Genomic DNA, 26,583 nt, shown 5'->3' with positions numbered 1-26,583 from the left:
CCGGTGCTGCGGGCGGGCCGGCCCGGACGAGGTCACACGCCCGCGATGGACTGGATCCAGGAGCGGTAGGCGGTCACGTTCGTGTAGGCCGTGGTGGTCTGCCGGTCGCTGGTCGAGGCGACACCCACCTGGACGCCGCCCGCCATCATCGGGCCGCCGGAGTCGCCGCCCGCGGTGATGCCGTCACCGGGGCGGGCGCAGATCGCCGAGCCGTAGTAGGCGTCACGGCAGCCGCCGGTCACGCTCAGGTTGGCGACCTTCAGGTACCGGGACTGGCAGTTGATCTCGGAGCCGCACCGGGAGGTGGCGCCCCAGCCGTAGACCTGCACGGACTGCCCGACCCTCACCGTGCCCGGCTGACCCAGCTGGGCGTAGGAGGCCGGGACGGACCGGTCCAGCCGCACCAGCGCCAGGTCGGCCGAGGAGTGGGTCTGGACCTGGGTGGCATTGGCGACGGTGCCGCCCGCACTCTGGTCGAGGCTGCCGATCCGGAAGGACAGCCCGCCCCCGCCGACACAGTGCCTGGCGGTCAGGATCCACGTGGGGGCGATGATGGTGGCGCTGCACGTCTGGGTGCCGTTGGAGAACAGCCGCGCCGCCCAGGGGGCGTTCTGCGCGTAGCCTCCGCCGATGATCGGCTGGGGGCCGCCGCTGCCGGGTCGCTGGTCCGCGGCGAAGGCGCTCGGAGCGAGGGCGAGGACGGACAGCACCACGGCCATGAGGGCAGGGATCAGTCTGGATATGCGCAAGGCTCCTCGATTCCGCTGACACGCACGGCGGCGTGTGTGGGGTGTGGGGAGCCTCAGGATTCCGGTGCCGGATCCGTGATCACCAATACCGATCTCCCATAACACGGTGTTATGTCCCCGCCAGTGGCGGGCAGATGACCGGGAGTGGCCCGGCTCACATGGCGTAGCGGGGGTGCCGTCGACACCATGGTCTTCGTCACCGGCAGGCTGAAGGGATCGACAATGTTCCGCAAGGTGCTGGTCGCCAACCGTGGTGAGATCGCGATTCGCGCGTTCCGCGCAGGCTACGAGCTGGGCGCCCGAACCGTCGCCGTCTTCCCGTACGAGGACCGCAACTCGCTGCACCGGATGAAGGCCGACGAGGCGTACGAGATCGGCCGGCCCGGGCATCCGGTGCGGGCCTACCTCTCCGTCGAGGAGATCATCCGTGCGGCCCGCCGTGCCGGAGCGGACGCCGTCTACCCGGGCTACGGATTCCTGTCCGAGAACCCCGAACTCGCCCGGGCCTGCGAAGAGGCCGGCATCACCTTCGTCGGACCGAGCGCCCGGATCCTGGAGCTGACCGGCAACAAGGCGCGCGCCGTGGCCGCCGCCCGTGAGGCCGGGGTACCGGTGCTGGGCTCCTCGGCGCCCTCCACCGACGTGGACGAACTCGTCCGCGCCGCCGAGGACGTCGGCTTCCCCGTGTTCGTCAAGGCGGTGGCGGGCGGCGGCGGACGCGGCATGCGGCGCGTGGACGACCCCGCGCACCTGCGGGAGGCGATCGAGGCGGCCTCCCGGGAGGCGGCGTCGGCCTTCGGCGACCCCACCGTCTTCCTGGAGAAGGCCGTCGTCGAACCCCGCCACATCGAGGTGCAGATCCTCGCCGACGGACAGGGCGACGTCATCCACCTGTTCGAGCGGGACTGCTCGGTGCAGCGGCGCCACCAGAAGGTGATCGAACTCGCCCCCGCGCCCAACCTCGACCCGGGACTGCGCGAGCGGATCTGCGCCGACGCCGTGCGGTTCGCCCGGCAGATCGGCTACCGCAACGCCGGCACCGTGGAGTTCCTCCTCGACCGCGACGGAAACCACGTCTTCATCGAGATGAACCCGCGCATCCAGGTCGAGCACACGGTGACCGAGGAGGTCACCGACGTCGACCTCGTGCAGTCGCAGCTGCGCATCGCCGCCGGCGAGACGCTCGCCGACCTCGGGCTCGCCCAGGAGAGCATCACCCTGCGGGGCGCCGCACTGCAGTGCCGTATCACCACCGAGGACCCGGCCAACGGCTTCCGCCCGGACACCGGCCGGATCAGCGCCTACCGCTCGCCCGGCGGCTCGGGCATCCGCCTCGACGGCGGGACCACCCACGCCGGTACGGAGATCAGCGCGCACTTCGACTCGATGCTGGTCAAGCTCACCTGCCGGGGCCGGGACTTCGGCGCGGCGGTGGGCCGCGCCCGGCGTGCCGTGGCCGAGTTCCGCATCCGCGGCGTCGCCACGAACATCCCGTTCCTCCAGGCGGTGCTCGACGACCCGGACTTCCAGGCCGGCCAGGTCACCACCTCGTTCATCGAGCAGCGCCCGCACCTGCTCACCGCACGCCACTCCGCCGACCGCGGCACGAAGCTGCTCACCTACCTCGCCGACGTCACCGTCAACAAGCCGCACGGCGAACGCCCCGACCTGATCGACCCCACGACCAAGCTGCCGGCGGTGCCCACCGGCCGGCCACCGGCCGGATCCCGGCAGCGGCTGGCCGGGCTCGGCCCGGAGGGGTTCGCCCGCGAGCTGCGTTCGTCACCCACCCTCGGCGTCACCGACACCACGTTCCGCGACGCCCACCAGTCACTGCTCGCCACCCGGGTCCGCACCAAGGACCTGCTCGCCGTCGCCCCGACGGTGGCGCACACCCTGCCCCAGCTGCTGTCGCTGGAGTGCTGGGGCGGCGCCACCTACGACGTCGCCCTGCGCTTCCTCGCCGAGGACCCGTGGGAGCGCCTGGCCGCCCTGCGCGAAGCGGTGCCGAACATCTGCCTGCAGATGCTGCTGCGCGGCCGCAACACCGTGGGCTACACGCCGTACCCGACCGAGGTGACCGACGCCTTCGTGCAGGAGGCCGCGGCCACCGGCATCGACATCTTCCGCATCTTCGACGCCCTCAACGACGTCGACCAGATGCGGCCCGCCATCGACGCGGTACGCCAGACCGGCACGGCGGTCGCCGAGGTGGCCCTGTGCTACACCTCCGACCTGTCCGACCCCTCCGAGAAGCTCTACACCCTCGACTACTACCTGCGCCTGGCCGAGCGGATCGTGGACGCGGGCGCCCATGTGCTGGCCGTCAAGGACATGGCCGGCCTGCTGCGGGCACCGGCGGCGGCGACCCTGGTGTCGGCCCTGCGCCGGGAGTTCGACCTGCCGGTGCACCTGCACACCCACGACACCGCCGGGGGCCAGCTCGCCACGTACCTCGCTGCCGTCCAGGCGGGAGCGGACGCCGTCGACGGAGCGGTGGCGTCCATGGCCGGCACCACCTCCCAGCCGTCGCTGTCCGCGATCGTGGCGGCGACCGACCACTCCCCGCGGCCCACCGGCCTGGACCTCCAGGCCGTCGGCGACCTGGAGCCGTACTGGGAGAGCGTCCGCAAGGTCTACGCCCCCTTCGAGGCGGGCCTGGCCTCGCCCACCGGCCGCGTCTACCACCACGAGATCCCCGGCGGGCAGCTGTCCAACCTGCGCACCCAGGCGGTCGCGCTCGGCCTCGGGGACCGCTTCGAGGACATCGAGGCCATGTACGCCGCCGCCGACCGGATGCTCGGCCGGCTGGTGAAGGTCACCCCCTCGTCGAAGGTGGTCGGCGACCTGGCACTCCACCTGGTGGGCGCGGGCGTGGACCCGGAGGACTTCGAGGCGGCCCCCGACCGGTTCGACATCCCCGACTCCGTCATCGGCTTCCTGCGCGGTGAGCTGGGCACGCCGCCCGGCGGCTGGCCCGAACCCTTCCGCAGCAAGGCGCTGCAGGGCCGTGCCGAGCCCAAGCCCGTACAGGAACTGACCGCGGACGACCGTGCCGGCCTCGCGAAGGAGCGGCGGGCGACACTGAACCGGCTGCTGTTCCCGGGACCCACCCGCGAGTTCGAGACGCACCGCCAGGCCTACGGCGACACCAGCGTCCTGGACAGCAAGGACTTCTTCTACGGGCTGCGTCCCGGCAAGGAGTACGCCGTCGACCTCGACCCCGGCGTGCGGCTGCTGATCGAACTCCAGGCCATCGGCGACGCCGACGAGCGCGGTATGCGCACGGTGATGTCGTCCCTCAACGGCCAGCTGCGGCCGATCCAGATCCGCGACCGGTCGGCGGCCTCCGACGTCCCGGTGACCGAGAAGGCCGACCGGGCCAACCCCGGGCACGTGGCGGCGCCGTTCGCCGGCGTGGTGACGCTCGTGGCCGCCGAGGGCGACCAGGTGGACGCCGGTGACACGGTGGCCACCATCGAGGCGATGAAGATGGAGGCGTCGATCACCGCCCCGAGGGCCGGCACGGTGGCCCGGCTCGCCATCAACCGCGTCCAGCAGGTCGAGGGCGGTGACCTCCTGGTGGAACTCGCCTGAGCGCTCCGGAGGTCAGCCGGCTCGCCGAGCGACAACCGTCGCTCGGCGTGCCCGTACGCCCCCCGGCAGGGGCGCGGCACCGCGGACGGTCACCGGGGTGTGACGCGGCCCCGTGACGCGGCCGGGGCGCCGCGTCTCAGCCGGCCTCCTCCAGCACCGCCCGGATCACGTGCCGGGCGTTGTCCGCCATGGCCGCGTTGCTCCTGCGGTGGTACGGCAGCGCGATCAGCGCCTGGGACAGCGTCCGGCCGCGGCCGCGCCTCCACGTCGCCTCGTCCACGTCGAGCGCCGCGCGGAAGACCTGCCTCGCGTCGGCCGGCAGCAGGTTCCACGCCGGGAAGAGATCGCATGCCGGATCGCCCATCCCCATGCACCCGAAGTCGATCACCGAGGTCAGCCGGCCGGCTTCGACCAGCAGATTGCCCGGCATCAGATCGGCGTGCAGCCACACCGGCGGCCCGTCCGGGTCCGGAGCCCGCAGCGCGTCCTCCCACACGGCGAGCACGGCATCGCAGTCGACACCTTCCTCCGGTATCCCGCGCAGTTCCTCGACCGCCGCCCGCGTCGAGGCGTCGAGCGAGGCGAGCGGCCCGCCGCGATAGGCCTGCGGCGCCCCCGGCAGGGTGACGCTCCGCATTGCCGACACGAACCCCGCCAGGTCCCCGGCCAGCCCCACCGGCTCACCGAGCGCCCCGGCCTCGGGGTTCTCCCCGGCCAGCCACCGGTACACCGACCACGGCCACGGATACCCCTCGGCGGGCTCCCCGGCCCCCAGCACCTCGGGGACGGCCGTCGGCAGCAGGGCGGCGAGGCGGGGCAGCCACTCCCGCTCCACGGCCACGTCCTGGGCCCCGCCCGCCACCAACGGCAGCCGTACGACCATGTCGTCGCCGAGCCGGTACATGGCGTTCACCGTGCCCCCGGACGGGAACCGTTCCACCGTCAGCCCCGCCCACTGCGGGAACCGGCCCGCGACCAGCCGCCGGACGAGGTCCTCGTCGACGGGAAACGGTCCGGAATACGTCTTCACTTCGCTCATGTGCGCCGATTTTCCCGGGCATCGCGCCGCGGAGCACACGCATTCGTGGTTTGGTGAGTGTCCCTTGCCGGTCGTCGTCGTCCCGGCGCGCACGCGGCGGCGGAACCGCCGGCCGATCACGGAAGCCGAGGTGTGGTGTGCGGAGTGTTCCGGACCTGACGGTCGCCCAGAAGGCGCTGGCGGCCCAGCCGTTCAGCAATCTGCTCGGTGCCAGGCTGACGGCCTTCGACGAAGGAGAGGCGACCCTCGAACTGGACGTCCGCGACGAACTGCTCCAGCAGAACGGCTTCGTGCACGGCGGCGTGCTCGCCTACGCCGCGGACAACACGCTGACCTTCGCCGCGGGCACCGTGGCCGGCACCCGGCTGCTCACCGCCGGCTTCACCATCGACTACCTGCGCCCCGCGGCCGGCACGCTGCTGCGGGCCCGCGCCCGGGTCGTGCGGGCCGGCCGCTCCCGGGTGGTGTGCCGCTGCGACATCTCGTCCGTGGACGCCGACGGGGTGGAGACCCTGTGCGCCGTGGCCCAGGGCACGATCGCGGTCCCGGAGAGGGCGGCCGAGACCGACGACGCCTGAGCCGGCCCCCGGGCGGCGCCGTGCTCAGGGTTTGCGGGCGATTCCGCCGGCCATCAGGCGCTGTCCCACGGTGAGGGGGAGTCCGACGGGTTCGTCGGGCCGCCACTGCGGCAGATAGGTCACTCCCGGGCTGACCAGTTCGCACCCGTCGAAGTACGCGGTGATCTCCTCCAGCGTGCGGAACCGGCCCGTCCCCAGGTCGGAGAGCATCGCTCGCTCCAACTCCGCCGCGTCGGGGCCGGACGCGCAGAAATGGGTCAGGAAGAGGTGACTCCCGCGGGGGAGCGCGTCGACGTACGTCCGCACGATGCCGGCGGGGTCCTCGTCGTCGTTGAGGTGGTGGATCACGCCGAGCAGCATCAGGCCGACGGGCTCGTCGAAGTCGATCAGCCGCCGCACCACGGGATGGTCCAGTACGGTGCCGGGCTCGCGCAGGTCCGCGGTGAGCAGGGCGGTGAGGGGGTCCGCGGCGAGGATCTCGCGTCCGTACGCGGACACCGCGGGGTCGTTGTCGACGTACACCACACGGCAGCCGGGCGCGGCGTCCCCGGCCGCCTGATGAGTGTTGCGGACGGTCGGAAGCCCGGAGCCCAGATCCAGGAACTGCCTGATGCCGGCCTGCGCCAGATACCGCACGCCCCGCCCGAGCACGGCTCTGTTGTAGCGGCCGACATCACGGATCTCGGGGACGATCCGCAGGGCCTCCTCCGCGATCGCCCGGTCCACGGGGAAGTTGTGCTCCCCGCCCAGAACGGCGTCGTACACCCGCGCGATGCTGGGCCTGCTCGTGTCGACACCCTCCGGAACCCGCTCCGCCATGGCACCCCCTCCGTCCGCATCCAGGATGCCCGCGACCCCGCCACCGGGTCCACAGGGCCGCACCCGCCCGGGCGCCCGACCGGCACGCAACGGCCGGTGGTTCAGCCGGCCCGGTAGCGAGAGGCGAGTTCGGGGCTCCGGGCTCCGAAGGCCGCGAGTCCGGCCCGGAACACCGGGTCGAGAAGGCCGGCGTCCTCGGCCGCCGGCGGCGCGACCGGTCATGTCCTCACCGTGCGCCGCGCGCCCGCGGACGGCCACGGCTCCCTCGTACCGGCAGGGCCAGGCAACCGGTGACGTGCGGCAAGGGGCCCGGGGCCACGTCCCGTGAATGTCCGGGCGGCGACGTGGGGAGCACTGACGGGGACGCGCGACGTCGGACCGCGAGGCGAACGGAGGACCGCCGATGACCGACCTTCACACGACCGTGTGGGACGAGACCGGGGGCGAGGGCGCCCCCGCCGTCTTCGTGCACAACATCTTCACCTGGGGCAGCGACGAGGCGTACGGCTTCGCGGCCCAGCGGCCGCTCGCCGCGCACCACCGCCTGCTGCTGGTGGACCGCCGCGGTTACGGCCACAGCCCCGGTACCGACCGGAGCGACTTCGACACCGACGCCGACGACCTGGTGGACCTGCTGGCGCGGCAGGACGGCGGCGCCCACCTGGTCGGCCACGGCAACGGCGGCCTGGCGGCCATGCTCGCCGCCGGGCGCCGCCCCGGCCTCGTGCGCTCCCTGACGCTGATCCAGCCCGCCGCGTTCTCCGCGGCCGCCGGTCACCCGGCCGTCGACGCCATGCTCGAACGGGTGCGCAACAGCCCCGCGGTACCGGAGTCGGTCATGCCGGAGCAGTACCTGCGCGCCTCCACGGAGGGACTCGGGATGACCATGCCGGCCCCCACCCCGCAGCGCCTGCGCGCCGTGGCCACCTCCATGCGGGAGCGCCCGGTGTGGGAGGCGACGGTACCGCTGGAACCGCTGAGGTCCGCGCCGTGGCCGACGCTGGTGATCTGCGGGATCTGGCAGGACGCGCCGGAGCTCTACCGGACCTACGCGGGCGAACCGCTGATCGCCTGTGCCGAGGCCGTCGCCGAAGCCGTCGGCGCCCGTCTGCTGCGCGTGCCGGGCTACTACCCGCACACCCAGCACCCCGCCACCGTCAACGCCGCGCTGCGGGAGCTGTGGCGGTAGCCGGGGAGCACAAAACGTGAGGACAGACACATCTGTTCGATGCCGTGACTGGTGTGCGAGGTGATGCGTGTGGGCAGTCAATGCATGTTCGGCGAAGGAAGGTGATCGTCCTGGGGAGAACCGTGGGCGTATGTGTGATCGGTGCGGGTCTGTCGGGCTTGGCTGTGGCGCACGCCCTGAGGGACCGCGGTGTCGAGTTCGTCTGCCTGGAGAAGGCCCCCGACGTCGGAGGGGTCTGGCGTCAGCCGGAGGCGGGCGAGCGGGGCCCGGGCTATCTCTCACTGCACCTCAACACCGCCAAGCAGCTGACCGGTTACACCGACTTCCCGATGCCGGAGTCGTACCCGCTCTATCCCCGGCACAGCGAGGTCGCCGCCTATCTGCGGTCGTTCGCCCGGTGGGCCGGCGTGCTGGACCACGTCGAGACGCGCACCGAGGTGGTCTCCGTGCGCGCGGACGCCGAGGGGCTGTGGACGGTCGTCAGCCGGGACGCGGACGGCGCGGTGGCCTCCCGGTGGTTCGAGCATGTGATCGTCGCCTCGGGGCACCACACGGAGCCCGCCCTGCCCGATCCCCTGCCGCCGGGTTCCGACTCCTTCGGCGGAACGATTCTGCACTCGCTCGACTACCGCGACGGCAGCGACTTCGCCGGACAGCGCGTCGTCGTGGTCGGCCTGGGCGCCTCGGCGGTGGACATCGCCGCGGACCTCTCCCGGCACGCCGGGCAGACCGTGCTCTCGGTGCGCCGGGGCCTGCACATCGTGCCCAAGCAGCTCTTCGGGATGTCGGTCGACGAGATCGCCGAAGCCCCGTGGTGGAACGAGATGTCCTTCGCCGAGCAGCGCCGTTTCGTGGAGCAGGCCCTGCTCGTCGCGCGGGGCAGACTGGCGGACTACGGCCTGCCCGAGCCCGACCACCCGGTGTTCTCCTCCGCCGTGACCATCTCGGACGAGATCCTCAGCCGGATACGCCACGGCGCCGTGACGCCGAAGCCCGCGATCGCCTCGTTCGAGGGAAGCCGTGTCGTCTTCACCGACGGCACGTCCGTGGAGGCGGACGCGGTCATCTACTGCACCGGCTTCCGCATGGCCTTCCCGTTCCTGCCCGCCGGCTGTCCCGTGGGACCGGACGGCTCGGTCGAGCTGTACAAGCGGATCGTCCCGCCCGACCGCCGGGGACTGTACTTCGTCGGCCTCGTCCGGCCCGTGGGCGCGATCACCCGGCTGGTCGAGGCCCAGGCGCAGTGGGTGACGGGGATCGTGCAGCGCGAGGAGGAGCTGCCGCCGGCGGAGGTGATGCGCGAGGAGATCAGCACCTACCTCGACGGCATCGCCCGGCGGTACGGCCGTACCGGGGGCGCCTCGATCCAGGTCGACGTGGGCCCGTACCTGGGGGAGTTGCGGGAGGCCCTGAGGGTCTAGCGCCGGCGCGGCCCCGGCCGCACGCATCCGATGGGGGGATTCGCGGCCCCGGCACCGAGGCTCCCGGTGGATTCCACCGGGAGCCTCGTGCTGTCCCGCGGCCGGCTCAGCGCGCCGCCACCGCGTGGCGGGCCGCCTCCACGACCGGCGGCCTGACCGCGTACGCCTCACAGGAGAGGTAGGCGGTCACACGCGGCGGACGGCCCTGCTGGTGGGCCAGCGCCAGATAGGCGATCAGCCCCACACCGTCCTCGGGCCGCCGGTCGGTGACGGCAGCCAGGGCGCGGGTGAGCACGGCGGCGTCCATGCCGTGGCGGTGCAGCAGTCCGGTCGCGCGGGCCAGGGCCTCCCCGTCGTGCCGCGCGTAGTCCCTGACGGGGATGTGGAGGGTGAATCCGCTCGGCCGCGCGGCGCCGGTGTCGGTGAAGGAGTGACAGGTCAGTCCGGGCCGCCTGCCGAGCCGCGTCGTATGCCGTCCGGTGCCGCCCGCGGCCGTGAGGAAGAACTCCTCGACCGCCGCGGGGTGGGGACCGGAGTCCATGCGGGACAGCCGCCCGGCCCGTACGGCCGTGAGGTTGTCGTGGCGCAGGTAGAGCTTCACCCGGGGGGTGTCCCAGTCGCCCAGGTCCAGCGCGAGGAACGGGTACCCGTCGGCCTCGGGCAGCGCCGCGAAGGCCCGCCGGTGGCCCAGCCGGTGCAGGGCCTCGCGCACCGTCGCGGCCGCGTACTGCGCGCCGGACGCGGCCGGGTTCAGATAGATCTTGACCGCGGGCACGCCACCGTGCCGCAGCTCCAGAGCGCACCACAGGGCCAGCGGTCCCTGCGGGGAGGGAGGCAGGAAGAGATCGAGGACCTCGTCGAGCGGGTCGGTGGCGAAGTGCCAGCGCCTGGCCATCGCACGGACGGTCTCGAGTCCGGCACGGCCACTGAGGGCCAGGCTGTCTGCGCCGCAGCCCGGTTCCAGAAGGACCCTCAGGGAGGGTGCCGCGCCCGGCTGGAAGGAGAGCGAGAACTCCACGGGCGTGTGGTCGTCGGACAGGAAGGTGCGGGTGGGCGGCGGGAGATCCAGCGGCCGTTCGCCGACCGGGCCCAGGGACTCGGTCAGCACGTGGGCGTAGGTCTCGACGTCGGCCGCGGACAGCCCCGCGACCGCGCCGAGTCTTCGCAACTGGCCGCTCGTGAAGGAGCCGAGGGTCGGTGTGCCCGCCCTCCCGCCGTGGGTGGGGCCGCCGCTCACCGGCCCACCCCGTGCCGCGGGCGCACAGAAAGATACCCGCCTGCCAGGGCGGGTATCGGGGGGTTCACCGGCGGGAAAGCGGTGTCCGTGGATATGTGGTCCATGGCACCTCCCTTTCTTCGTCAGCAAGTGGAATACCGCGTTGCTGACTACCCCTGCTGTTGAACCTTCATGCGGTAGGGGCTGGTTGGGTGGGTGTTACACACGTCACCTTGTGAGCCAGTTGAGGAACTGGCTCCACAGGCCCCCGCGTTCGCCGGTGCGTGCGGTGCCGGCTGCCTCCGCCTGCGAGGTCGCCGCGGGGCCCGGCTGCGCTCCGGGCCGCCGCGCGGGCTGGACCGGGGTGAAGCGGGCCGGCAGCGTGGCCAGGGCACGGTTGAAGGGGCCCGGCCGCCAGGTCAGGCTGTCCTCGGGAACGGCCAGTTCGAGGTCGGGCAGTTCGTTGAGCAGGTTCTCGATGGCGGTGACCGTGATCTGCCGGGCCGGTTCCTTGGACGGGCAGGCGTGCGGGCCCGCGCTCCATGCCAGGTGCGCGCGGTTGCTGCCGGCCTGCCGCGAGGCCTTGAGCGCCGGCCCGGTGTTGGCCGCGGCGAAGCTGACCAGCACCAGGTCGCCCGCCTGCAACTGCTGTCCGGCGAACTCCATGTCGGCGGCCGGGTAGTGCGGCGCGTAGTTCGACATGGGCGGGTTCTCCCACAGCGTGTCGTCCAGGGCCTCGTCGATCAGACCGCCCTCGCGGGCGTACCGGTCATGGGTGAGCAGCCGGTGCAGCGTGTTGCCGATGAGGTTGCGCAGCGGCTCCGCACCGGCACCCAGCAGCAGGGCGAGCTGGTGCACCATCTCCTCGTCGCTCAGCCCGGCCTGATGCTGCATCAGCCACGAGGTGACGTCGTCCCCGGGCCGGGTCCGCTTCAGCGCGACCAGCTCTCCCACGGCCTGGAACAGCACCTCGGTCGCCTTGTCGGCGTTGATCCCGTCGAACATGCCGGAGATGCCGAACAGCACCCGGTCGCCGATGCCGGCCGGGCAGCCGAAGAGTTCGTTGAACACGAACAGCGGCAGCTGCTTGGCGTAGTCGCCGAGCAGGTCGGCCGAACCACGGGCGCTGAACTGGGAGATGAGGTAGCCGGAGATCTGCTCGGTGCTGCGGCTCAGCCGGCGGGTGTCCACGCGCGCCATGCTGTCGGTGACCGCCTGCCGCAGCCGCAGATGGTCGGCACCGTCGGCGAACATGCAGTTGGGCCGGTAGGCCAGCAGCGGTGCGACCGGGCTGTCCGGGCCCACCTTGCCCTCGTTGAAGGCCCGCCAGCGACGTGCGTCCTTGCGGAAGGCCCCGGAGTCCTGGAGCATCTGGAGGGCCGCCGCGTAGTCGGTGACCAGCGTCGCCTCCACACCCGGAGCGAGTTCGACGGGCGCGGCGGGCCCGTAGTGGCGCAGGTACTCGTAGTACTCCTGCGGGGCCGCGGCGAACTCCGGCCCGTACAGCGGCACGCGACCGCCGGAGCCGTGGGCCGGGCACCCGGGGGGAGGCACCGGAGCGGTGTCGTGAGCGTCCATGTCTGCTTCTGTTCCTAGCGCGTGTGGTCCAGCAAGTGGCGGACGAGAGTGGTCAGTGCGGCCGCCGAGGACTTCTCGTCGCGGGCGTCGCAGGTGACGACGGGGGTGTCGTCGAGCAGGTCCAGCGCCTCGCGCAGCGCCCGTTCGTCGCGGGGCGGCGCACCGTCGAAGTGGTTGACGGCGATGGCATAGTCGAGTCCGTAGTGCTCGATCAGGTCGATCACGGGGAAGGAGTCCGCCAGCCGCTCGGGGTCGACCAGCACGAGCGCCCCGAGCGCCCCGCGGGCCATGTCCTCCCACATCTGTACGAACCGCTGCTGGCCCGGCGTCCCGAACAGGTAGAGCACGACCCGGTCGCTGATGGTGAGACGCCCGAAGTCCATGGCGACCGTGGTGGTCGTCTTGCCCTGGACCCCCTTGAGGTCGTCGACCGACTCGGCGGCCTGGGTCATCGTCTCCTCGGTGGACAGCGGCTCGATCTCGGAGATGGACCCGATGAAGGTGGTCTTGCCCACCGCGAAGTGGCCGACGACGAGGATCTTCACCGCGGTCTGGGTCGCCCCGCCGCGCACGTAGGCCTGCTCATCCAAACTTGGCGCGGAGACCATTGAGCACCTCCTCCAGGATCTCCTTGTCGGCGAGGCGGGCACGGGCCACCGGCGGGCGCGTGACGAGGTGGCCGGCCTCCGTGAGCGATGCCACCAGGATCCGTACGACGCCGAGCGGGAACCGGGTGTGTCCGGCGAGCTCGGCGACCGAGAGATAGCCGGCGGAGCAGATGTCCAGCAGGCTCTGCTCCTCCGGGGACAGCCGGGTGGGCCGCCGTGTGTCGTCCGGTGACACGGTGACCAGGGTGATGAGGGAGAGCTGCTCGTCGTCGGGCAGCTCGCGCCCCTTGGTGATGACGTACGGCCGTACTAATTCGGCGGCCTCCGGCTCCCAGCCGTCCTGGCCCGTCATGAGCGGGCGCCGAGATTCTCGCGCGGCGGCGTCGTCAGCCTCTTGCCCAGTTGGGAGACGAGCTGCTGCATCCGGAAGGTGATGTCCGCCATGTCCACCTCGGGGGAGGCGGAGACACCGAGGTAGGCGCCCTCGCCGGCGGATATCAGGAACACCCACCCGCCGTCGAACTCGACGAGGGTCTGCCGCCACCGCTGGGCGGGGTCCTCACAGAAGAACCCCAGGGTGCGGCTGAGCGACTGCACGCCGCTCATCGCGGCGGCGACCCGGTCGGCGTCGTCCTTGTCGAAGTCCTTCGTCCGGGCCATCAGCAGTCCGTCGGCGGATATCAGGACCGCGTGCAGGGCCCCGGGAATCTCCAGGGCGCTGTCGAGCATCCATGACAGATCGTCTTTCACGAGTCCTCATGTCCTTCGCTGCTTGCACCAGGTGTGCTGCTCGTCTGGTCGCCGGCCTCCGGCTGCGTCGCCCGGCCGGACTGAGTTCCCCGTTGGAAGGCCCCCATGATCTGCGCCTGCTCGGAATCGGAGCGGCCCGCGGCCCGCGGGGCCGAGGCGTTGCCGGGCACGATCGCCATGGGCCGCTTGCGCCGCCGCCGGGGCAGGCCGTCGGCGGTGGGGGCCGCGGCGAGCGCGGCGGCCTCGGGCCCGCCGTCCGTGACGGGCACGGCCGCCGCCCGGACGGCCGGGGCCGGCGCCTTCTTCTCCGGCATGGCGGTCAGCAGCTCGTGCGGCAGCAGAACGACCGCACGGACACCTCCGTAGGGGGAGGAGGAGTCCACCGACACCTCGAAGCCGAAGCGTTCGCACAGGACGCCGATGACCGCGAAGCCGAACTGCGGCGGGTTGCCGAGCCCCGCGACACCCGAGGCACGCTCGCTGGAGAGCAGCTTCTCGGCGCGGGCGCGCTCCTCGTCGCTCATGCCGACACCGGCGTCGTCCACGACGACGCAGATGCCCTTGGGGACGGTCCGGATGTTGATCTCGACGACGGTGTCCGGGCTGGAATAGCTGGTGGCGTTGTCGAGCAGCTCGGCGAGGGCCAGGGCGACGGGCTCGACGGCCCGGCTGGTGATGCCGAAGTCGACCTGGGAGAGGATCTCCACCCGGCGGAAGTGCCGGATCCGTCCCTGGGCGCTGCGCACCACGTCGTACACCGACGCGGTGTCGCGCCGGCCGCCGAGCCAGCCGTCGCACAGCACCGCGATCGACTGGGCGCGCCGGCCGAACTGCGAGTTCGTGTGGTCGATCTCCAGCAGGTCCTGCAGGATGGCCGAGTCGCCGTACTTGCTCTGCAGCCGGGAGAGCACCAGCTGCTGCTCGGCGGCAAGACCCTGAAGCGTCCGCATGGCGGACTTCAGTACGGTCTTCGTCTCGTCCTCGGCCCGCTCCTGGGCCGCCTGCACCGACTTTCCGTAATCGTTCTCCAGCTCCGCGTAGTGGTCCCTGAGGCCCTGGGTCTCCTGCCGCAGGGCCCGCACTGCCTTGCGCTGGCGGACGACGAGCGCGGCGGCGGCAACGAGGGCGACGAGAAGGGCCCAGACCAATGGGTTCCCTAGGTATTCCGTCATAAGACTCTCTTCGGGCGACTGACGCCAGCTTGCTGAATTCCCGTCATGCGGGCGGTCCGGCGGACCGCCCGCACCGGGGTTGCCGCCCGGGCCGTCCCTGAAGTCGGGGATGCCGTCTTTCACCCATCCGACCGCTCCGCAAACGCGGTGATCGTATCACCGCATGATCAGCTGAATTTACGTCAAGATGCTTACGTTTCCGGCCGGTTGGTGTCCTCCCGGCAGCCTCTGGGAGACGCGGAAACATACGGAAGGCCGGCTCGACGCCAGAGGCGTCGAGCCGGCCTTCCGTGGTGGTGCACTCCGTCCGGGGCGCGGTGCCGGGCCGTCCGGCCGACGGGCCGGTCAGTCGGTGCCGAACTCCATGGCGGCGCGGTCCAGCATCTCGTCGTCACCGGTGACCTCGCCGCGGGAGGCGATGGCCTCGGCCCCGCCCTCCGGCATGGCGCCGATCAGCCCCGTCGCGGCCGCCTGGGCGGCACCGATCGCGGGACCGGCGGTGCCGATCAGGCCGAGCCCCGCGTACTGCTCCAGCTTGGCGCGCGAGTCGGCGATGTCCAGGTTCCGCATGGTGAGCTGGCCGATCCGGTCCACCGGGCCGAACGCCGAGTCCTCGGTGCGCTCCATGGACAGCTTGTCCGGGTGGTAGCTGAACGCCGGGCCCGTGGTGTCGAGGATCGAGTAGTCCTCGCCGCGCCGCAGCCGCAGTGTCACCTCACCGGTGACGGCCGCGCCGACCCAGCGCTGCAGCGACTCCCGGATCATCAGGGCCTGCGGGTCGAGCCAGCGGCCCTCGTACATCAGCCGGCCCAGGCGCCGTCCCTCGTTGTGGTACTGGGCGAGGGTGTCCTCGTTGTGGATCGCGTTGACCAGCCGCTCGTACGCGGCGTGGAGCAGGGCCATGCCCGGGGCCTCGTAGATGCCGCGGCTCTTGGCCTCGATGATCCGGTTCTCGATCTGGTCCGACATGCCCAGGCCGTGCCGGCCGCCGATGGCGTTGGCCTCCATCACGAGGTCGACGGCGGAGGCGAACTCCTTGCCGTTGATCGTCACCGGGCGGCCCTGGTCGAAGCCGATCGTCACGTCCTCGGTGGCGATCTCGACCTCGGGGTCCCAGAACCGGACGCCCATGATCGGCTCGACGGTCTCCACGCCGGTGTCCAGGTGCTCCAGCGTCTTGGCCTCGTGGGTGGCGCCCCAGATGTTGGCGTCGGTGGAGTACGCCTTCTCCGTGCTGTCGCGGTAGGGCAGGTCGTGGGCGAGCAGCCACTCCGACATCTCCTTGCGGCCGCCCAGCTCGGTCACGAAGTCCGCGTCGAGCCACGGCTTGTAGATCCGCAGGTGCGGGTTGGCCAGCAGGCCGTACCGGTAGAACCGCTCGATGTCGTTGCCCTTGAAGGTCGAGCCGTCGCCCCAGATCTGGACGTCGTCCTCGAGCATCGCCCGGACCAGCAGGGTGCCGGTGACGGCGCGGCCGAGCGGGGTGGTGTTGAAGTAGGCGCGCCCGCCGGAGCGGATGTGGAACGCCCCGCAGGTGAGTGCGGCCAGGCCCTCCTCGACCAGCGCCGCCCGGCAGTCGATCAGGCGTGCGATCTCGGCGCCGTAGGTCTTCGCGCGGCCGGGCACCGAGGCGATGTCGGGCTCGTCGTACTGACCGATGTCGGCGGTGTAGGTGCACGGGATGGCGCCCTTGTCGCGCATCCACGCGACCGCGACCGAGGTGTCGAGGCCGCCCGAGAAGGCGATGCCGACGCGCTCGCCGGCGGGAAGGGAGGTGAGGACCTTTGACATAGGAAGAGTATGCATCATCACGCATGATCATGCAAAGCAGTGTTGTCGCCGGGCGGTGCGGCCCCCGGCCGCAAGGCCCTGGGCAGGGGCCAGGGGCCAGGGGCAGGGGGGAGGGGGCCGCGGACGTCTGTCATGCTGACGGCATGATCACGCCCTTCGTCGTCGGTGCCACGGTGCTGGCGGGTGTCGCCGCCGCAGGCTGCTGGATCTGCCGCGAGTTCTGCACGGCATGCCGGGCCCGGCGGCGCTCCTGATCATCCGCGCGGCACGTCCGACGGGGAGCCCGCTCAGTCGGGGAGGGCGTCGCCGGCGGGTACGACGAGGCCGAAGAGGTCGGTGATGGTGGTCAGGGCACTGGTCTGGAGGTCTCCGGCGGGCAGGACGGTGCCGTCGGGGGCGGCGAGGTCGCGGGTGGCGGTGGCCTCGGCGACGACGGTGGGCCGGTAGCCGAGGTTGAAGGCGCCCTGGGCGGTGAAGGCGACGCACATGTGGGTCATGAACCCGGCCAGTACGAGGTCCTTGCCGTTGCCGGGGGCGTGGCCCAGTTCGCGCAGGGTGTCCTCCAGGCCCGTCGCGTGGAAGGCGTTGGGGAACTGCTTGACGACGACCGGTTCGCCGTCGGCCGGGGCGACCTCGTCGCTGATGGCCCCGATGTGGGCGCGGATGTCGTAAGGGGTGTTCTCGCCGCCGTCGTTGACGACGTGGACGACGGGGGTGCCCGCGGTCCGGGCCCGCGCCAGCAGGCGGGCGCCCGCCGCGAGGGCCTCCTCGGCACCGTCCAGGGCCATGACGCCGGTGCGGTACGTGTTCTGGAAGTCGATCATGACCAGGACGGACTCGCTCAGCCGGGGCGGCCGGTTGTCCAGTCCGATCACGTCGCGCAGGGTCGTGGACGGGGCATGCGTGCTCATCTCGGGACCTTTCATCGGGTTGGTGGGGCATGGCGGAGCCGTCCGCCTCGCGGGCACGCCGGGAGGGGACGATCCGTGGGTCGTGCAGGTCAGCCGGCCTGCGTGCGGAAGCGGCGGCGGTAGGCCGCCGGAGTGGTGGCGAGCTGCCGCCGGAACGCCCGGTGCAGGGTCTGCGCCGAACCGAGTCCGGTGGCGGCCGCCACCTGGTCGAGCGGGCAGTCGGTGGTCTCCAGCAGGCGCCGGGCCACCTCTACGCGGGCCGCTTCGACGTAGGCGGCCGGAGTGCTGCCCGTCTCCTGGGCGAAGACGCGGGCGAAGTGCCGCTCACTGAGGCACATCCGGGCGGCCAGGGCGGACGCGGACAGGTCCGCGTCCAGGTGGTCGGCGATCCACAGCCGCAGTTCGTCGATGTCCCGCCGGCCGGCGGCGGGGCGGCTGAGCGGCACGGAGAACTGGCTCTGACCGCCCTGCCGCTTGAGGTACATCACCAGCTGCCTGGCCACCGCCAGCGCGGTCTGCTCACCCACGTCCTCCGCGACCAGGGCCAGGGCGAGATCCAGGCAGGCGCTGATCCCGGCCCCGGTCCACAGCCGGCCGCGGTCGGTACGGACGAAGATCGGGTCGGGGTCGACCGTGACGGCGGGGTGGTCGGCGGCGAGCTGGGCGGCCGTCGACCAGTGGGTGGTGGCGATCCTGCCGTCCAGCAGCCCCGCCGCCGCCAGCAGGTGCGCGCCCACACACACCGACGCGACCCGCCGTGCGTGCGGAGCGGTCTCCTTCACCCATGCGACGACCTCGCCGTCGATACGGGCCACGGGCCCGTCGCCGGTCATGTCGACCGCGCCGGGCACCAGCAGGGTGTCCACCTCCTCGCCGACGTCGTCGAACGCCACGTCGGTGACCAGGCGCACACCGGCCGACGTCCGGACCTCGCCGGCGACCGGCCCGGCGAGGCGGACCCGGTAGCCGGCGCGGCCCGCGGTCTCCCGGTTGGCCAGCGAGAAGACCTCGGCCGGGCCGGTGACGTCGAGGAGATCGACGTCCGGGAAGACCGCGATGACGACACGGTGTGCAAGGGGCATGCCCTCATCCTCGCCGCGGCCTCCTGTGGCCGCAATGACGATTCCCTGTCACATCCGGACACGCGCCGCCGGCCGCGAAAGCGAGCTCCAGAGCCATAGGTGAGATCGATGGAAGACACCGACGGCAAGTCTTGGACTCTATGGATCCTGGTCGTGAAGGGTGAATGGCGTCAGTGAACGACGTGGGTGCCCGCAAGGCGGGCAACCTCGTGCCCGCCCACGGGCCCGGAATCGCCGTGGCCTGACCGGCCCGGCCACCGCGCGAAGACCATTTGGGATACCGCATCTCGGGTGTTCTCTGCTGCGCTCTCGTGGAGATCTTGTCCGGAGAAACCGCATGTCAGGCAGGTTTGTCGAAGCGTGGAGAGCGTGACCCTTGTTGGGCTGGGCAAATTTGGGATACAAAACGGGGGCCAGTTGCACCTCCCCTGGTTGCATCTCCCCCGGACAGCGGAGTCGTCATGTGTCTTGAGCCCGCCCCTCCACCCCCGAGCCGGTTCACGCGGCGCGGTGTGCTCGCCGGTGCCGCGGCTCTCGCGGGAACCGCGGCCGTCCTGTCCACCGCGGCCCCCGCCGCCGCACGCCCGGCGGACCCGGCGCGCGAGGGGGCCCCGTACGGCGACCTCGTGATCGAGGGCGGCACGCTGCTCGACCCGGCCACGGGCGAGGTCACCGAGGACGCGGTCGTCGTGATCCGCTCGGGCAAGGTGGACCGGGCGGGCCCGCGCCGCCAGGGAGCCGTCCCCGCGGACCTTCCCCGTCTGGACGCCGAGGGCCACTGGGTGCTGCCGGGCCTGGTCGACGCCCACATCCACCTCGGCACCGTCGCCGAGGCGCGTGAGGCGGTGACCAAGGGAGCCACCAGCGCACGGAGCGGGTCCACCACCTTCTACCAGGACATCGCCGTACGGGAACTCGCCCGCCGGCTCCCCGGTCAGGCGCCCCGGCTGAGGGCCGCCGGGGTGTTCGTCACGCCCGACATGGGCGACTCGGTGCTCGCCGACCCCGACCTGGCTGCTCTCGCGGGCCTGAAGGGCGGAGTGCGTTCCGCCGAGGCCCTGAGACACGTGGTCGAGGTGAACCTCGCCCGGGGTGCCGACGTGATCAAGACGCGTGTCAACGAGCGGGCCGGGCTGCCCGACCAGGACCCGCTGACCCAGGTGTACTCCTACGAGCAACTGGCGGAGGTCGTGGCGGCGGCCCGGCGCGGCGGCAAGGGCGTGCTCTGCCACAGCTACAGCGAGCAGGGCTGCCACGACGCGGTCCGGGCCGGCATCCGGTCCCTGGAGCACGGCGTCTTCGTCGGCGAGCGCACCCTGCACGAGATGCGCGGCAGGGGGACGTACTTCACGCCCACCCTCACCGCCATCGCGGGGCTGGCGGAGTCGCCCGACTCGGTGCTCGCCGAGCGGGGCCGCATCTATCTGCCGGTCCTCAAGGACGCCGTCCGGGCCGCCCACGAGGCAGGTGTGCCCCTGGCCGCGGGCACGGACTCGTCCGGCGGTGAGGTGACCCCCATCGGACGTGAGGTCGAGCTCATGCACGCCGCCGGGCTGTCGCCGCTGGACGCGATCCGCACGGCCACCACCGAGGCGGCGCGGCTGCTCGGACTCTCCCGAGTCGTCGGCCGGCCGGCGCCCGGGTACGCGGGTGACCTCGTCGTCCTCGACTCCGACCCGCTGAGCGACGTCTCTGCCCTGTCGCGGCCCGTGCGTGTCGTGCGCGCCGGCCGGATCTGCTGAACACCCGCTCGCACCCCGGCGCCCCGTGGCCCGCGCACCCGGCCCCGGCGGGCTCCCCTCCCTTTCCTCCCCCTCGCCGAAGGAGTACACCATGACGCCCGCGCCCTCCACGCCGTCCCGGCGCGCCGTGCTCGCGACCGCCGCCACCGTGGCCGCCACCGGCACGATGCTGTCCGCCGGCACGGCCCCGGCCGCGGCCGACGCCCGCAAGCGTCCCCGCCAGGCGGTGGTCTTCCGGAACGTACGGCCCTTCGGGGCCCGCAAGCCCGTGGACCTCACCGTCGTCGACGGGCGTATCAGTGACCGTCCCGCCCCCGGGGGCGCCGAAGTCATCGACGGCGGTGGCCGCATCGCCCTGCCCTCCCTGGTCGACGCGCACATCCACCCGGACAAGACGTCATGGGGCGGCCCGTGGGTGTCACGCAGGCCCGCCGACACCATCGCGGACTTCGTGGCACAGGACGTCGAACTGTTCGACAGCCAGAGCCGGAGCGTCGGGGAACGGGCCTACGGACTCATGGCGCACGCCGTGACGCGGGGGACCCGTGCCATGCGGGCGCACGCCGATGTCGCTCCCGCCTACGGACTGGCCGGCGTGGAAGGCGTCGCCGAGGCGCGCGAGCGGCTGCGGCACGCGCTCGACGTGCAGATCGTCGCCTTCCCGCAGCACGGCGTCGTCCGCACCCCGGGGACGGCCGCCCTGCTCGAAGAGGCCGCGCGCAGCGGCCTCGTGGACTGCATCGGCGGCATCGACCCGATCAGTTTCGACAACGCCCTCGAGGAGCAGCTCGACCTCGTCTTCGGGCTGGCGGACCGTCACGGCACCGGCGTGGACATCCATCTCCACGACACCGACGCCAAGGGTGTGACGGTGCTGCGCGGCATCATCGACCGCACGCGGGCGCTGTCCCTCCAGGGCAGGGTCACCGTCAGCCATGTCTTCTGCCTGCCCGGGCTGTCCGATGCCGAACTGGGAGCACTGGCCGAGGAATTGGGTGACCTCGACATCTCCCTGACCACGGTGGCGCCCAGCCGCGACCTCGTCCTGCCCGTCGCCCGGCTGCGCGAGTACGGGGTCAAGGTCGGCCTGGGCTCCGACGGAGTGCGCGACGCCTGGAGTCCCTTCGGCAACGCGGACATGATGCACCGCGCGCACCTCCTCGGCTGGGTGACGGACATGCGTCTGGACGAGGAACTGTCCTCCTGCTACGAGGCCGCCACCCACGGCGGCTCCGACGTCATGGGTCTGCCCCGGGCCGGCCTCACGCCCGGCAGCCCGGCCGACTTCGTCCTCGTGCGGGGCGAGTGCGTGCCGCAGGTGGTGGTCGACATGCCGCAGCGGGACCTGGTGGTGCACGGCGGCACCGTCGTGGCCCGCGACGGCCGCCTCGTCTGACACGACGTCCGTATCCGCACCACAGTCCGAGAGGGGACCGTCACGCCCGTGCGAGGAGTGCCGTCCGGCCGTGCCCGAAGGGGCCGGGCGGTGCTTCCGCATGCCGCGAAACCGGGCCGCCCCGAGCCGGTGAAAGGCCTGGTGAAGGACCTGGCAGGACCCTTGACTCCGTCGATCGGCGAAACCTACGTTCTGCGCACCGGAAATGAATTTCCGATATGTGGAACCTTCTGTTTCCCGTCCCCCGACCCCAGGAGCCCCCATGACTGCCCTGGATGACCAGTCGCCCGTGGAGACCCGAGCCGCCGTCAGCCCCGGCCTCTACACGTACGACCTCGCCCCGACGAAGCGAGAGGGGCGCCGCTGGGGCGCCTACAACGTCTTCACCCTCTGGGCCAACGACGTGCACAGTCTCGGCAACTACGCCTTCGCCATCGGTCTCTTCGCGCTCGGACTGAGCGTGTGGGGCATCCTCGCCGCCTTCGCCGTCGCCTCCGTCCTGCTCTTCCTCCTGCTGACCCTGTCCGGGTTCATGGGGCACAAGACCGGCGTCCCCTTCCCGGTCATGAGCCGCATCGCCTTCGGCATCAACGGGGCCAGGATCCCGGCCGGGGTGCGCGGTGCCGTCGCCATCGCCTGGTTCGGCATCCAGACCTACCTCGCCGCCGTGGTCCTCAGCGCCCTGCTGGTGGCGATGTTCCCCGGGCTGAGCCGCCTGGACACCAACTCCCTGCTCGGCCAGTCCACGCTCGGCTGGATCACCTTCCTCGCCCTGTGGGCGCTGCAGGTGCTCATCGTGAGTTACGGGATGCAGATGATCCGGCGCTACATGGCGTTCGCCGCACCGACCACGCTGATCACGATGTGCGCCCTCGCCGTGTGGATGTTCGTCCGCGCCGACGGCTCGATCTCCCTGTCGGTCGACGCACCGCTCACCGGCGGCGCCATGTGGCTGCAGATCCTGCAGGCCGCCGCGCTGTGGGTGGTGATCTACGGGACGTTCGTGCTGAACTTCTGCGACTTCACCAGGTCCGCCCGGAGCCGGGCCTCCATCGTCCGCGGCAACGTCGTCGGCATCCCGGTGAACATGCTCTTCTTCGCCGTCATCGTGGCCGTCCTCAGCGGCGCCCAGTTCAAGCTCGACGGCCGCGTCATCACCAGCCCCACGGACATCGTCAGGACGATCCCGAACATGTTCCTGCTGGCGGTCGCATCCCTCGCGCTCATCGCCCTCACGGTGGCGGTGAACCTGCTGGCCAACTTCGTCGCGCCCATCTACGCGCTCGTCAACCTCTTCCCGCGCCGGCTGAACTTCCGGCGGGCCGCCCTCGTGAGCGCCGTCCTCGGCCTGGTCATCACGCCCTGGAACCTCTACAACAACCCGATCGTGGTCAACTACTTCCTGGGCGGCCTCGGCGCGCTGCTCGGCCCTCTGTTCGGGGTCATCATGGCGGACTACTGGCTGCTGCGCAGGGCCCGCGTCAACGTCCCCGAGCTGTACACGCAGGACGCGCAGGGCGAGTACCACTACCGCCGCGGCTACAACCCGCGTGCCGTCGCCGCCTTCCTCCCCAGCGCGGCGATCGCCGTCGTGGTCGCCCTGGTGCCGGCGTTCGAGGAGGTGGCGGGCTTCTCCTGGTTCGTCGGAGCCGTCCTCGCCGCCGGGCTCTACACGGTCGTCGCCGACCGTGCCACCCCGATCCGCGACGTCGACGGCGAAGCCATCGCCGTGGACGCCGAATAGACCGCCCGTCAGAGCCGAAGGTCCACCCATGCGCATCCTCGTCGTCAACGTCAACACCACCCAGTCCATCACCGACTCCATCGGCGCACAGGCGGCCCGCGTGGCCTCCCCGGGAACCGAGATCGTCCCGCTGACCCCCGCGTTCGGCGCGGAGTCGGTGGAGGGGAACTACGAGAGCTACCTCGCCGCCGTCGCCGTGATGGAGGCCGTCCGCGCCCACCCCGGGCCCTTCGACGCGGTGATCCAGGCCGGATACGGCGAACACGGCCGCGAAGGGCTGCAGGAACTGCTCGACGTCCCCGTCGTCGACATCACCGAGGCCGCCGCGAGCACCGCCCAGTTCCTCGGCCGCCGCTACTCCGTCGTCACCACCCTCGACCGCACGGTCCCGCTGATCGAGGAACGCCTCCACGTCGCCGGGCTCAGCGCCCGCTGCGCCTCCGTGCGCGCCAGCGGACTGGCCGTGCTCGACCTGGAGCGCGACGAGAAGGCCGCCGTCGACGCCATCGCCGAAGAGGCCCTGCGCGCCGTGCGGGACGACCGGGCCGAGGTGATCTGCCTGGGCTGCGGAGGCATGGCCGGCCTCGCGGACGTCGTCGTCGAGCGCACCGGTGTGCCCGTCATCGACGGGGTGACCGCCGCCGTGACGATCGCCGAGTCACTGGTCCGCCTCGGCCTGTCCACGTCCAAGGTGCGCACCTACGCCCCGCCGCGGCCCAAGCGGATCGTCAACTGGCCGCCGGCGGCGGGCTGACACCGCAGGGACGCCCCGGACCGGGCGGCGTCGGCGGCCCCGCGCACCGCGTCGCCGCGTGTGCCGCCGAAGACGCCGTTCGCTAAGGTCGCTGTGCCGCTGATCCCGCGGCTCACGGTGCACCGTACGGGGAATCCACGGTGCACCGCGGGGAGTCGACGACAGAAGAAGGACGGGGATGACTGCGTCAGGGGACTTCGCACCCGAGTCGGAGCGGGTGACGCGGCAGTTGCGTGACGAGATCCTCGACGGAGTGCGGCGGCCCGGCAGCCGGCTGGTCGAACGGGAACTGGCCGAGGCGCTGGGCGTGAGCCGGCTGCCCGTACGGGAGGCGCTGAAGGTGCTGGTCGCCGAGGGCCTGGTGACACCGCGGCCACGGACCTGGGCGGTCGTGCGGGAGTTCACCCCCAGCGACGTCGCCGACCTCGACGAGGTGCGCTCGGCTCTGGAGGCACTGGCGTTCCGGCTGGCCGCGCAGCGGCACACGCGGGCCGGGCTGGAGCGGCTGCGCGCCGACGTGGACGCGGAACTCGACGCCGCGCGCGCCGGTGACGCGGTGCGCGCGCGGCGTGCGGCGGCGGACTTCCACCAGACCGTCACCTCGCTGGCCGCCAACGAACTGCTGACCGAGCTCGAACGCGTCCTGCGCAGCAGACTGCGCTGGCTCCTCGGCCAGCACGACGACCTGCTGGCCGTCGCACGGGAGCACGAGGCGCTCTACGACGCCATCGCGGAACGGGACGTGCCGCGGGTCGAGGCCCTGGTGATGCAGCACCTGGCCAGCAGCCGCAAGGCGGCCATGGACCACCGGAAACAGAACCGGACCTGAGGAGACCGGCCGGCTCCGGCGGGCCGTGTCAGCGCTGGTAGAGGCCCACCAGGGTGCCGCTCGCGAGCTGGTGGTCGTCCACCGCCTGGTGCACCTGGTCGGCGGTTGGCGCGTCGGGCAGGACGCACAGCTGAGCCAGGGCGTAGAGACGGAAGAAGTACCGGTGTGCCTCGTCCCCCGGAGGGGGATGCGGCCCGCCCCACCCCTGTTCGCCGTAGCCGTTGACGAGTTCGGTGCCGCCGGGTGGGCTCTGCCCCGCGGCGACGCCGTCGCTGCGGGCATCGATGCCGACCACGATCCAGTGCACGAAGGTGCCGGACGGGGCGTCCGGGTCCTCGCACAACAGCACGAGTTCGGCAGCGTCGTCCGGCACGCCGCTCCAGGTCAGTGGGGGCGAGACGTTCTCTCCCTCGTACGCGTACCGCCGGGCGATGAGGGTGTGGTCGCTGAATGCGCTGCTGCTGAGGTCGATACCGGCCATGCGTCCCGGAGTACCCCTGCCGAAGCGGGACATAACCCACCCAATGGGGCGCCTTTCCCGGCGCCCCGGTGTGATCACGGCAGCGGGGTGCCGCCCGTCGCGTTGACGATCTCGGCGGTGATGAAGGACGCCTCCGGGGAGGCCAGGAAGACGTAGGCGGGTGCCATCTCCGCTGGCTGGGCCGGTCGGCCGAGCGGCGCCTGCTTGCCGAACTCGACCGTGTCCGGCAGCGTCGCGGGGATCAACGGCGTCCACACCGGTCCCGGCGCGACCGCGTTGACGCGGACGCCCCGGTCGGCCAGCATCTGGGCCAGCCCGTGGGTGAAGGTGACGATCGCCCCCTTCGTCATCGCGTAGTCGAGCAGGTGGGGGCTGGGCTTGTAGGCCTGCACGGAGGTGGAGTTGATGATGCTGCCGCCCTCGGGAATGTGCGGCAGGGCGAACTTCGACAGCCAGAACATCCCGTAGAGGTTCGTGCGCAGCACGCGGTCGAACTGCTCCGTGGAGATCGCTTCGATGCCCTCGGGCTGCGACATCTGGTAGGCCGCGTTGTTCACCAGGACGTCGATGCGGCCGAACTCGGCCACGGCCCGCTCGACGAGGGACCGGCAGTTGGCCTCTTCGCGGATGTCGCAGGAGACCGGGACCGCACGGCGGCCGGCGTCCTCGACCCACCGGGCCGTCTCGCGCGCCTCCTCCTTCTCCTCGTCGAGGTGGGTGAAGAGCACGTCGGCTCCCTCGCGGGCGAAGGCCAGCGCCACCGCCCGTCCGATTCCGGAGTCCCCGCCGGTGATCACCGCCTTGCGGCCGTCGAGGCGGCCGCTGCCCCGGTAGGACTGCTCGCCGTGGTCCGGCGGCGGGTCCATGGGCCCGGTCCAGCCCGGATGAGGCTGGTCCTGGGCGGGGAACTCGGGCCGCGGATGCTGGTGTGCGGGGTTCTGGGGCTGGTTCACGGCTCTCGCCTTCCTGATCGCCGGCACGGGCTTCCCCTCTGCGGGGCCGGCCCCGGGTTCCCGCCCCGGGAACGGCGGAAACGGGGGCGGACGCCGCGGGTGCCCGCCGGACCGCGTGATCCGCCGCAGCCGAGGCGATCCGGTTCCCCTCCGGCGGGTACTCGCCGGACATCGGACACGTACG

General features: G+C 72.0%; 23 protein-coding genes. 9 read left to right on the top strand and 14 right to left on the bottom strand.

The features are described 5' to 3' along the window. Positions 1 to 32: 32 nt before the first annotated feature. Positions 33 to 749 carry a S1 family peptidase gene (locus tag H0H10_RS22320; protein WP_188182800.1) on the bottom strand — a complete coding sequence of 239 codons (717 nt, stop codon included), beginning with the start codon at positions 747 to 749 and terminating at the stop codon, positions 33 to 35. A 222-nt stretch (positions 750 to 971) separates the two neighbouring features. Here H0H10_RS22320 and H0H10_RS22315 point away from each other — a divergent pair, with 222 nt between their 5' ends. Then, complete coding sequence (locus H0H10_RS22315) at positions 972 to 4,346, top strand: pyruvate carboxylase (RefSeq protein WP_188182963.1); 3,375 nt, start codon at positions 972 to 974, stop codon at positions 4,344 to 4,346. 136 nt (positions 4,347 to 4,482) lie between these two features. Here H0H10_RS22315 and H0H10_RS22310 read toward each other — a convergent pair whose 3' ends face one another. After that, positions 4,483 to 5,385 carry an aminoglycoside phosphotransferase family protein gene (locus H0H10_RS22310; protein ID WP_188182799.1) on the bottom strand — a complete coding sequence of 301 codons (903 nt, stop codon included), beginning with the start codon at positions 5,383 to 5,385 and terminating at the stop codon, positions 4,483 to 4,485. 137 nt (positions 5,386 to 5,522) lie between these two features. Between H0H10_RS22310 and H0H10_RS22305 the strand changes: the two genes are divergently transcribed. Beyond that, positions 5,523 to 5,963, top strand: coding sequence for a PaaI family thioesterase (locus H0H10_RS22305; protein ID WP_188182798.1), 441 nt, complete (start codon positions 5,523 to 5,525; stop codon positions 5,961 to 5,963). Between the two features lie 24 nt (positions 5,964 to 5,987). Here the strand turns inward: H0H10_RS22305 and H0H10_RS22300 are convergent, their stop codons facing one another. Continuing rightward, positions 5,988 to 6,782, bottom strand: coding sequence for an SAM-dependent methyltransferase (locus tag H0H10_RS22300; protein WP_188182797.1), 795 nt, complete (start codon positions 6,780 to 6,782; stop codon positions 5,988 to 5,990). A gap of 403 nt (positions 6,783 to 7,185) precedes the next feature. Here H0H10_RS22300 and H0H10_RS22295 point away from each other — a divergent pair, with 403 nt between their 5' ends. Continuing rightward, a complete protein-coding gene (locus H0H10_RS22295; RefSeq protein WP_188182796.1) occupies positions 7,186 to 7,971 on the top strand; it encodes an alpha/beta fold hydrolase in 786 nt (261 codons plus the stop codon). Positions 7,972 to 8,093: 122 nt separating this feature from the next. Further along, positions 8,094 to 9,392: a flavin-containing monooxygenase gene (locus H0H10_RS22290; RefSeq protein WP_188182795.1), complete on the top strand. Its 1,299-nt coding sequence runs from the start codon at positions 8,094 to 8,096 to the stop codon at positions 9,390 to 9,392. Positions 9,393 to 9,498: 106 nt separating this feature from the next. On the opposite strand, the gene H0H10_RS22285 is transcribed toward H0H10_RS22290, so the two are convergent. The 9 genes from H0H10_RS22285 to H0H10_RS22245 form a co-directional block, all read right to left on the bottom strand. Beyond that, the gene (locus H0H10_RS22285) at positions 9,499 to 10,629 is read right to left on the bottom strand and encodes a tryptophan dimethylallyltransferase family protein (protein WP_188182794.1); all 1,131 of its coding nucleotides are present in this window, start codon (positions 10,627 to 10,629) and stop codon (positions 9,499 to 9,501) included. A gap of 207 nt (positions 10,630 to 10,836) precedes the next feature. Then, on the bottom strand, positions 10,837 to 12,186 hold the full coding sequence (locus tag H0H10_RS22280) for a cytochrome P450 (RefSeq protein ID WP_188182793.1): 1,350 nt from the start codon (positions 12,184 to 12,186) through the stop codon (positions 10,837 to 10,839). A gap of 14 nt (positions 12,187 to 12,200) precedes the next feature. Beyond that, positions 12,201 to 12,794: a GTP-binding protein gene (locus H0H10_RS22275; protein ID WP_188182792.1), complete on the bottom strand. Its 594-nt coding sequence runs from the start codon at positions 12,792 to 12,794 to the stop codon at positions 12,201 to 12,203. Next, positions 12,769 to 13,146, bottom strand: a complete 378-nt coding sequence (locus tag H0H10_RS22270; RefSeq protein WP_188182791.1) for a DUF742 domain-containing protein — start codon at positions 13,144 to 13,146, stop codon at positions 12,769 to 12,771. Before H0H10_RS22270 ends, H0H10_RS22275 begins: the two co-directional genes overlap by 26 nt. Further along, complete coding sequence (locus H0H10_RS22265; RefSeq protein ID WP_188182790.1) at positions 13,143 to 13,544, bottom strand: roadblock/LC7 domain-containing protein; 402 nt, start codon at positions 13,542 to 13,544, stop codon at positions 13,143 to 13,145. Before H0H10_RS22265 ends, H0H10_RS22270 begins: the two co-directional genes overlap by 4 nt. Continuing rightward, positions 13,541 to 14,716 (bottom strand): ATP-binding protein, encoded by a 1,176-nt coding sequence (locus tag H0H10_RS22260; RefSeq protein WP_188182789.1) that lies wholly within the window; start codon positions 14,714 to 14,716, stop codon positions 13,541 to 13,543. Before H0H10_RS22260 ends, H0H10_RS22265 begins: the two co-directional genes overlap by 4 nt. A 345-nt stretch (positions 14,717 to 15,061) precedes the next feature. Further along, positions 15,062 to 16,507 carry an argininosuccinate synthase gene (gene argG, locus H0H10_RS22255; protein ID WP_188182788.1) on the bottom strand — a complete coding sequence of 482 codons (1,446 nt, stop codon included), beginning with the start codon at positions 16,505 to 16,507 and terminating at the stop codon, positions 15,062 to 15,064. Positions 16,508 to 16,794: 287 nt separating this feature from the next. Continuing rightward, positions 16,795 to 17,418 (bottom strand): isochorismatase family protein, encoded by a 624-nt coding sequence (locus H0H10_RS22250; protein ID WP_188182787.1) that lies wholly within the window; start codon positions 17,416 to 17,418, stop codon positions 16,795 to 16,797. Between the two features lie 89 nt (positions 17,419 to 17,507). Further along, the gene (locus H0H10_RS22245; protein WP_188182786.1) at positions 17,508 to 18,500 is read right to left on the bottom strand and encodes a GlxA family transcriptional regulator; all 993 of its coding nucleotides are present in this window, start codon (positions 18,498 to 18,500) and stop codon (positions 17,508 to 17,510) included. Positions 18,501 to 18,961: 461 nt separating this feature from the next. Here H0H10_RS22245 and H0H10_RS22240 point away from each other — a divergent pair, with 461 nt between their 5' ends. From H0H10_RS22240 to H0H10_RS22220, 5 genes are all read left to right on the top strand, one after another. Further along, positions 18,962 to 20,242 carry an amidohydrolase family protein gene (locus tag H0H10_RS22240; protein ID WP_188182785.1) on the top strand — a complete coding sequence of 427 codons (1,281 nt, stop codon included), beginning with the start codon at positions 18,962 to 18,964 and terminating at the stop codon, positions 20,240 to 20,242. A 91-nt stretch (positions 20,243 to 20,333) separates the two neighbouring features. Then, positions 20,334 to 21,638 (top strand): amidohydrolase family protein, encoded by a 1,305-nt coding sequence (locus H0H10_RS22235; protein WP_188182784.1) that lies wholly within the window; start codon positions 20,334 to 20,336, stop codon positions 21,636 to 21,638. 262 nt (positions 21,639 to 21,900) lie between these two features. Then, entirely contained in the window at positions 21,901 to 23,382 is a 1,482-nt protein-coding gene (locus H0H10_RS22230; RefSeq protein WP_188182783.1) for an NCS1 family nucleobase:cation symporter-1, read from the top strand. Between the two features lie 28 nt (positions 23,383 to 23,410). Further along, positions 23,411 to 24,136, top strand: a complete 726-nt coding sequence (locus H0H10_RS22225) for an aspartate/glutamate racemase family protein (RefSeq protein ID WP_188182782.1) — start codon at positions 23,411 to 23,413, stop codon at positions 24,134 to 24,136. A 178-nt stretch (positions 24,137 to 24,314) separates the two neighbouring features. Beyond that, positions 24,315 to 24,965, top strand: a complete 651-nt coding sequence (locus H0H10_RS22220; RefSeq protein ID WP_188182781.1) for a GntR family transcriptional regulator — start codon at positions 24,315 to 24,317, stop codon at positions 24,963 to 24,965. Positions 24,966 to 24,993: 28 nt separating this feature from the next. Here H0H10_RS22220 and H0H10_RS22215 read toward each other — a convergent pair whose 3' ends face one another. Both H0H10_RS22215 and H0H10_RS22210 read right to left on the bottom strand, forming a co-directional pair. Further along, positions 24,994 to 25,446 (bottom strand): YbhB/YbcL family Raf kinase inhibitor-like protein, encoded by a 453-nt coding sequence (locus H0H10_RS22215; protein ID WP_188182780.1) that lies wholly within the window; start codon positions 25,444 to 25,446, stop codon positions 24,994 to 24,996. A gap of 74 nt (positions 25,447 to 25,520) precedes the next feature. Then, on the bottom strand, positions 25,521 to 26,399 hold the full coding sequence (locus H0H10_RS22210) for an SDR family oxidoreductase (protein ID WP_188182779.1): 879 nt from the start codon (positions 26,397 to 26,399) through the stop codon (positions 25,521 to 25,523). Between the last annotated feature and the right edge of the window lie 184 nt (positions 26,400 to 26,583).

This window comes from Streptomyces griseicoloratus (assembly GCF_014534645.1).
Taxonomy (GTDB): Bacteria; Actinomycetota; Actinomycetes; order Streptomycetales; family Streptomycetaceae; genus Streptomyces; species Streptomyces griseicoloratus.
Note: the sequence above shows the minus strand (reverse complement) of the source record. Positions and strands in the feature narration are given on the sequence as shown.

Excerpts from the sequence above, each read along its gene's own strand:
- H0H10_RS22240 (WP_188182785.1), top strand. The coding sequence starts at position 18,962 with ATGTGTCTTGAGCCCGCCCCTCCACCCCCGAGCCGGTTCACGCGGCGC.
- H0H10_RS22225 (WP_188182782.1), top strand. The coding sequence starts at position 23,411 with ATGCGCATCCTCGTCGTCAACGTCAACACCACCCAGTCCATCACCGAC.
- H0H10_RS22250 (WP_188182787.1), bottom strand. The coding sequence starts at position 17,418 with ATGAGCACGCATGCCCCGTCCACGACCCTGCGCGACGTGATCGGACTG.
- H0H10_RS22230 (WP_188182783.1), top strand. The coding sequence starts at position 21,901 with ATGACTGCCCTGGATGACCAGTCGCCCGTGGAGACCCGAGCCGCCGTC.
- H0H10_RS22310 (WP_188182799.1), bottom strand. The coding sequence starts at position 5,385 with ATGAGCGAAGTGAAGACGTATTCCGGACCGTTTCCCGTCGACGAGGAC.
- H0H10_RS22215 (WP_188182780.1), bottom strand. The coding sequence starts at position 25,446 with ATGGCCGGTATCGACCTCAGCAGCAGCGCATTCAGCGACCACACCCTC.
- H0H10_RS22245 (WP_188182786.1), bottom strand. The coding sequence starts at position 18,500 with ATGCCCCTTGCACACCGTGTCGTCATCGCGGTCTTCCCGGACGTCGAT.
- H0H10_RS22220 (WP_188182781.1), top strand. The coding sequence starts at position 24,315 with ATGACTGCGTCAGGGGACTTCGCACCCGAGTCGGAGCGGGTGACGCGG.
- argG (WP_188182788.1), bottom strand. The coding sequence starts at position 16,507 with ATGTCAAAGGTCCTCACCTCCCTTCCCGCCGGCGAGCGCGTCGGCATC.
- H0H10_RS22270 (WP_188182791.1), bottom strand. The coding sequence starts at position 13,146 with ATGACGGGCCAGGACGGCTGGGAGCCGGAGGCCGCCGAATTAGTACGG.
- H0H10_RS22295 (WP_188182796.1), top strand. The coding sequence starts at position 7,186 with ATGACCGACCTTCACACGACCGTGTGGGACGAGACCGGGGGCGAGGGC.
- H0H10_RS22275 (WP_188182792.1), bottom strand. The coding sequence starts at position 12,794 with ATGGTCTCCGCGCCAAGTTTGGATGAGCAGGCCTACGTGCGCGGCGGG.
- H0H10_RS22315 (WP_188182963.1), top strand. The coding sequence starts at position 972 with ATGTTCCGCAAGGTGCTGGTCGCCAACCGTGGTGAGATCGCGATTCGC.
- H0H10_RS22260 (WP_188182789.1), bottom strand. The coding sequence starts at position 14,716 with ATGACGGAATACCTAGGGAACCCATTGGTCTGGGCCCTTCTCGTCGCC.
- H0H10_RS22280 (WP_188182793.1), bottom strand. The coding sequence starts at position 12,186 with ATGGACGCTCACGACACCGCTCCGGTGCCTCCCCCCGGGTGCCCGGCC.
- H0H10_RS22300 (WP_188182797.1), bottom strand. The coding sequence starts at position 6,782 with ATGGCGGAGCGGGTTCCGGAGGGTGTCGACACGAGCAGGCCCAGCATC.
- H0H10_RS22235 (WP_188182784.1), top strand. The coding sequence starts at position 20,334 with ATGACGCCCGCGCCCTCCACGCCGTCCCGGCGCGCCGTGCTCGCGACC.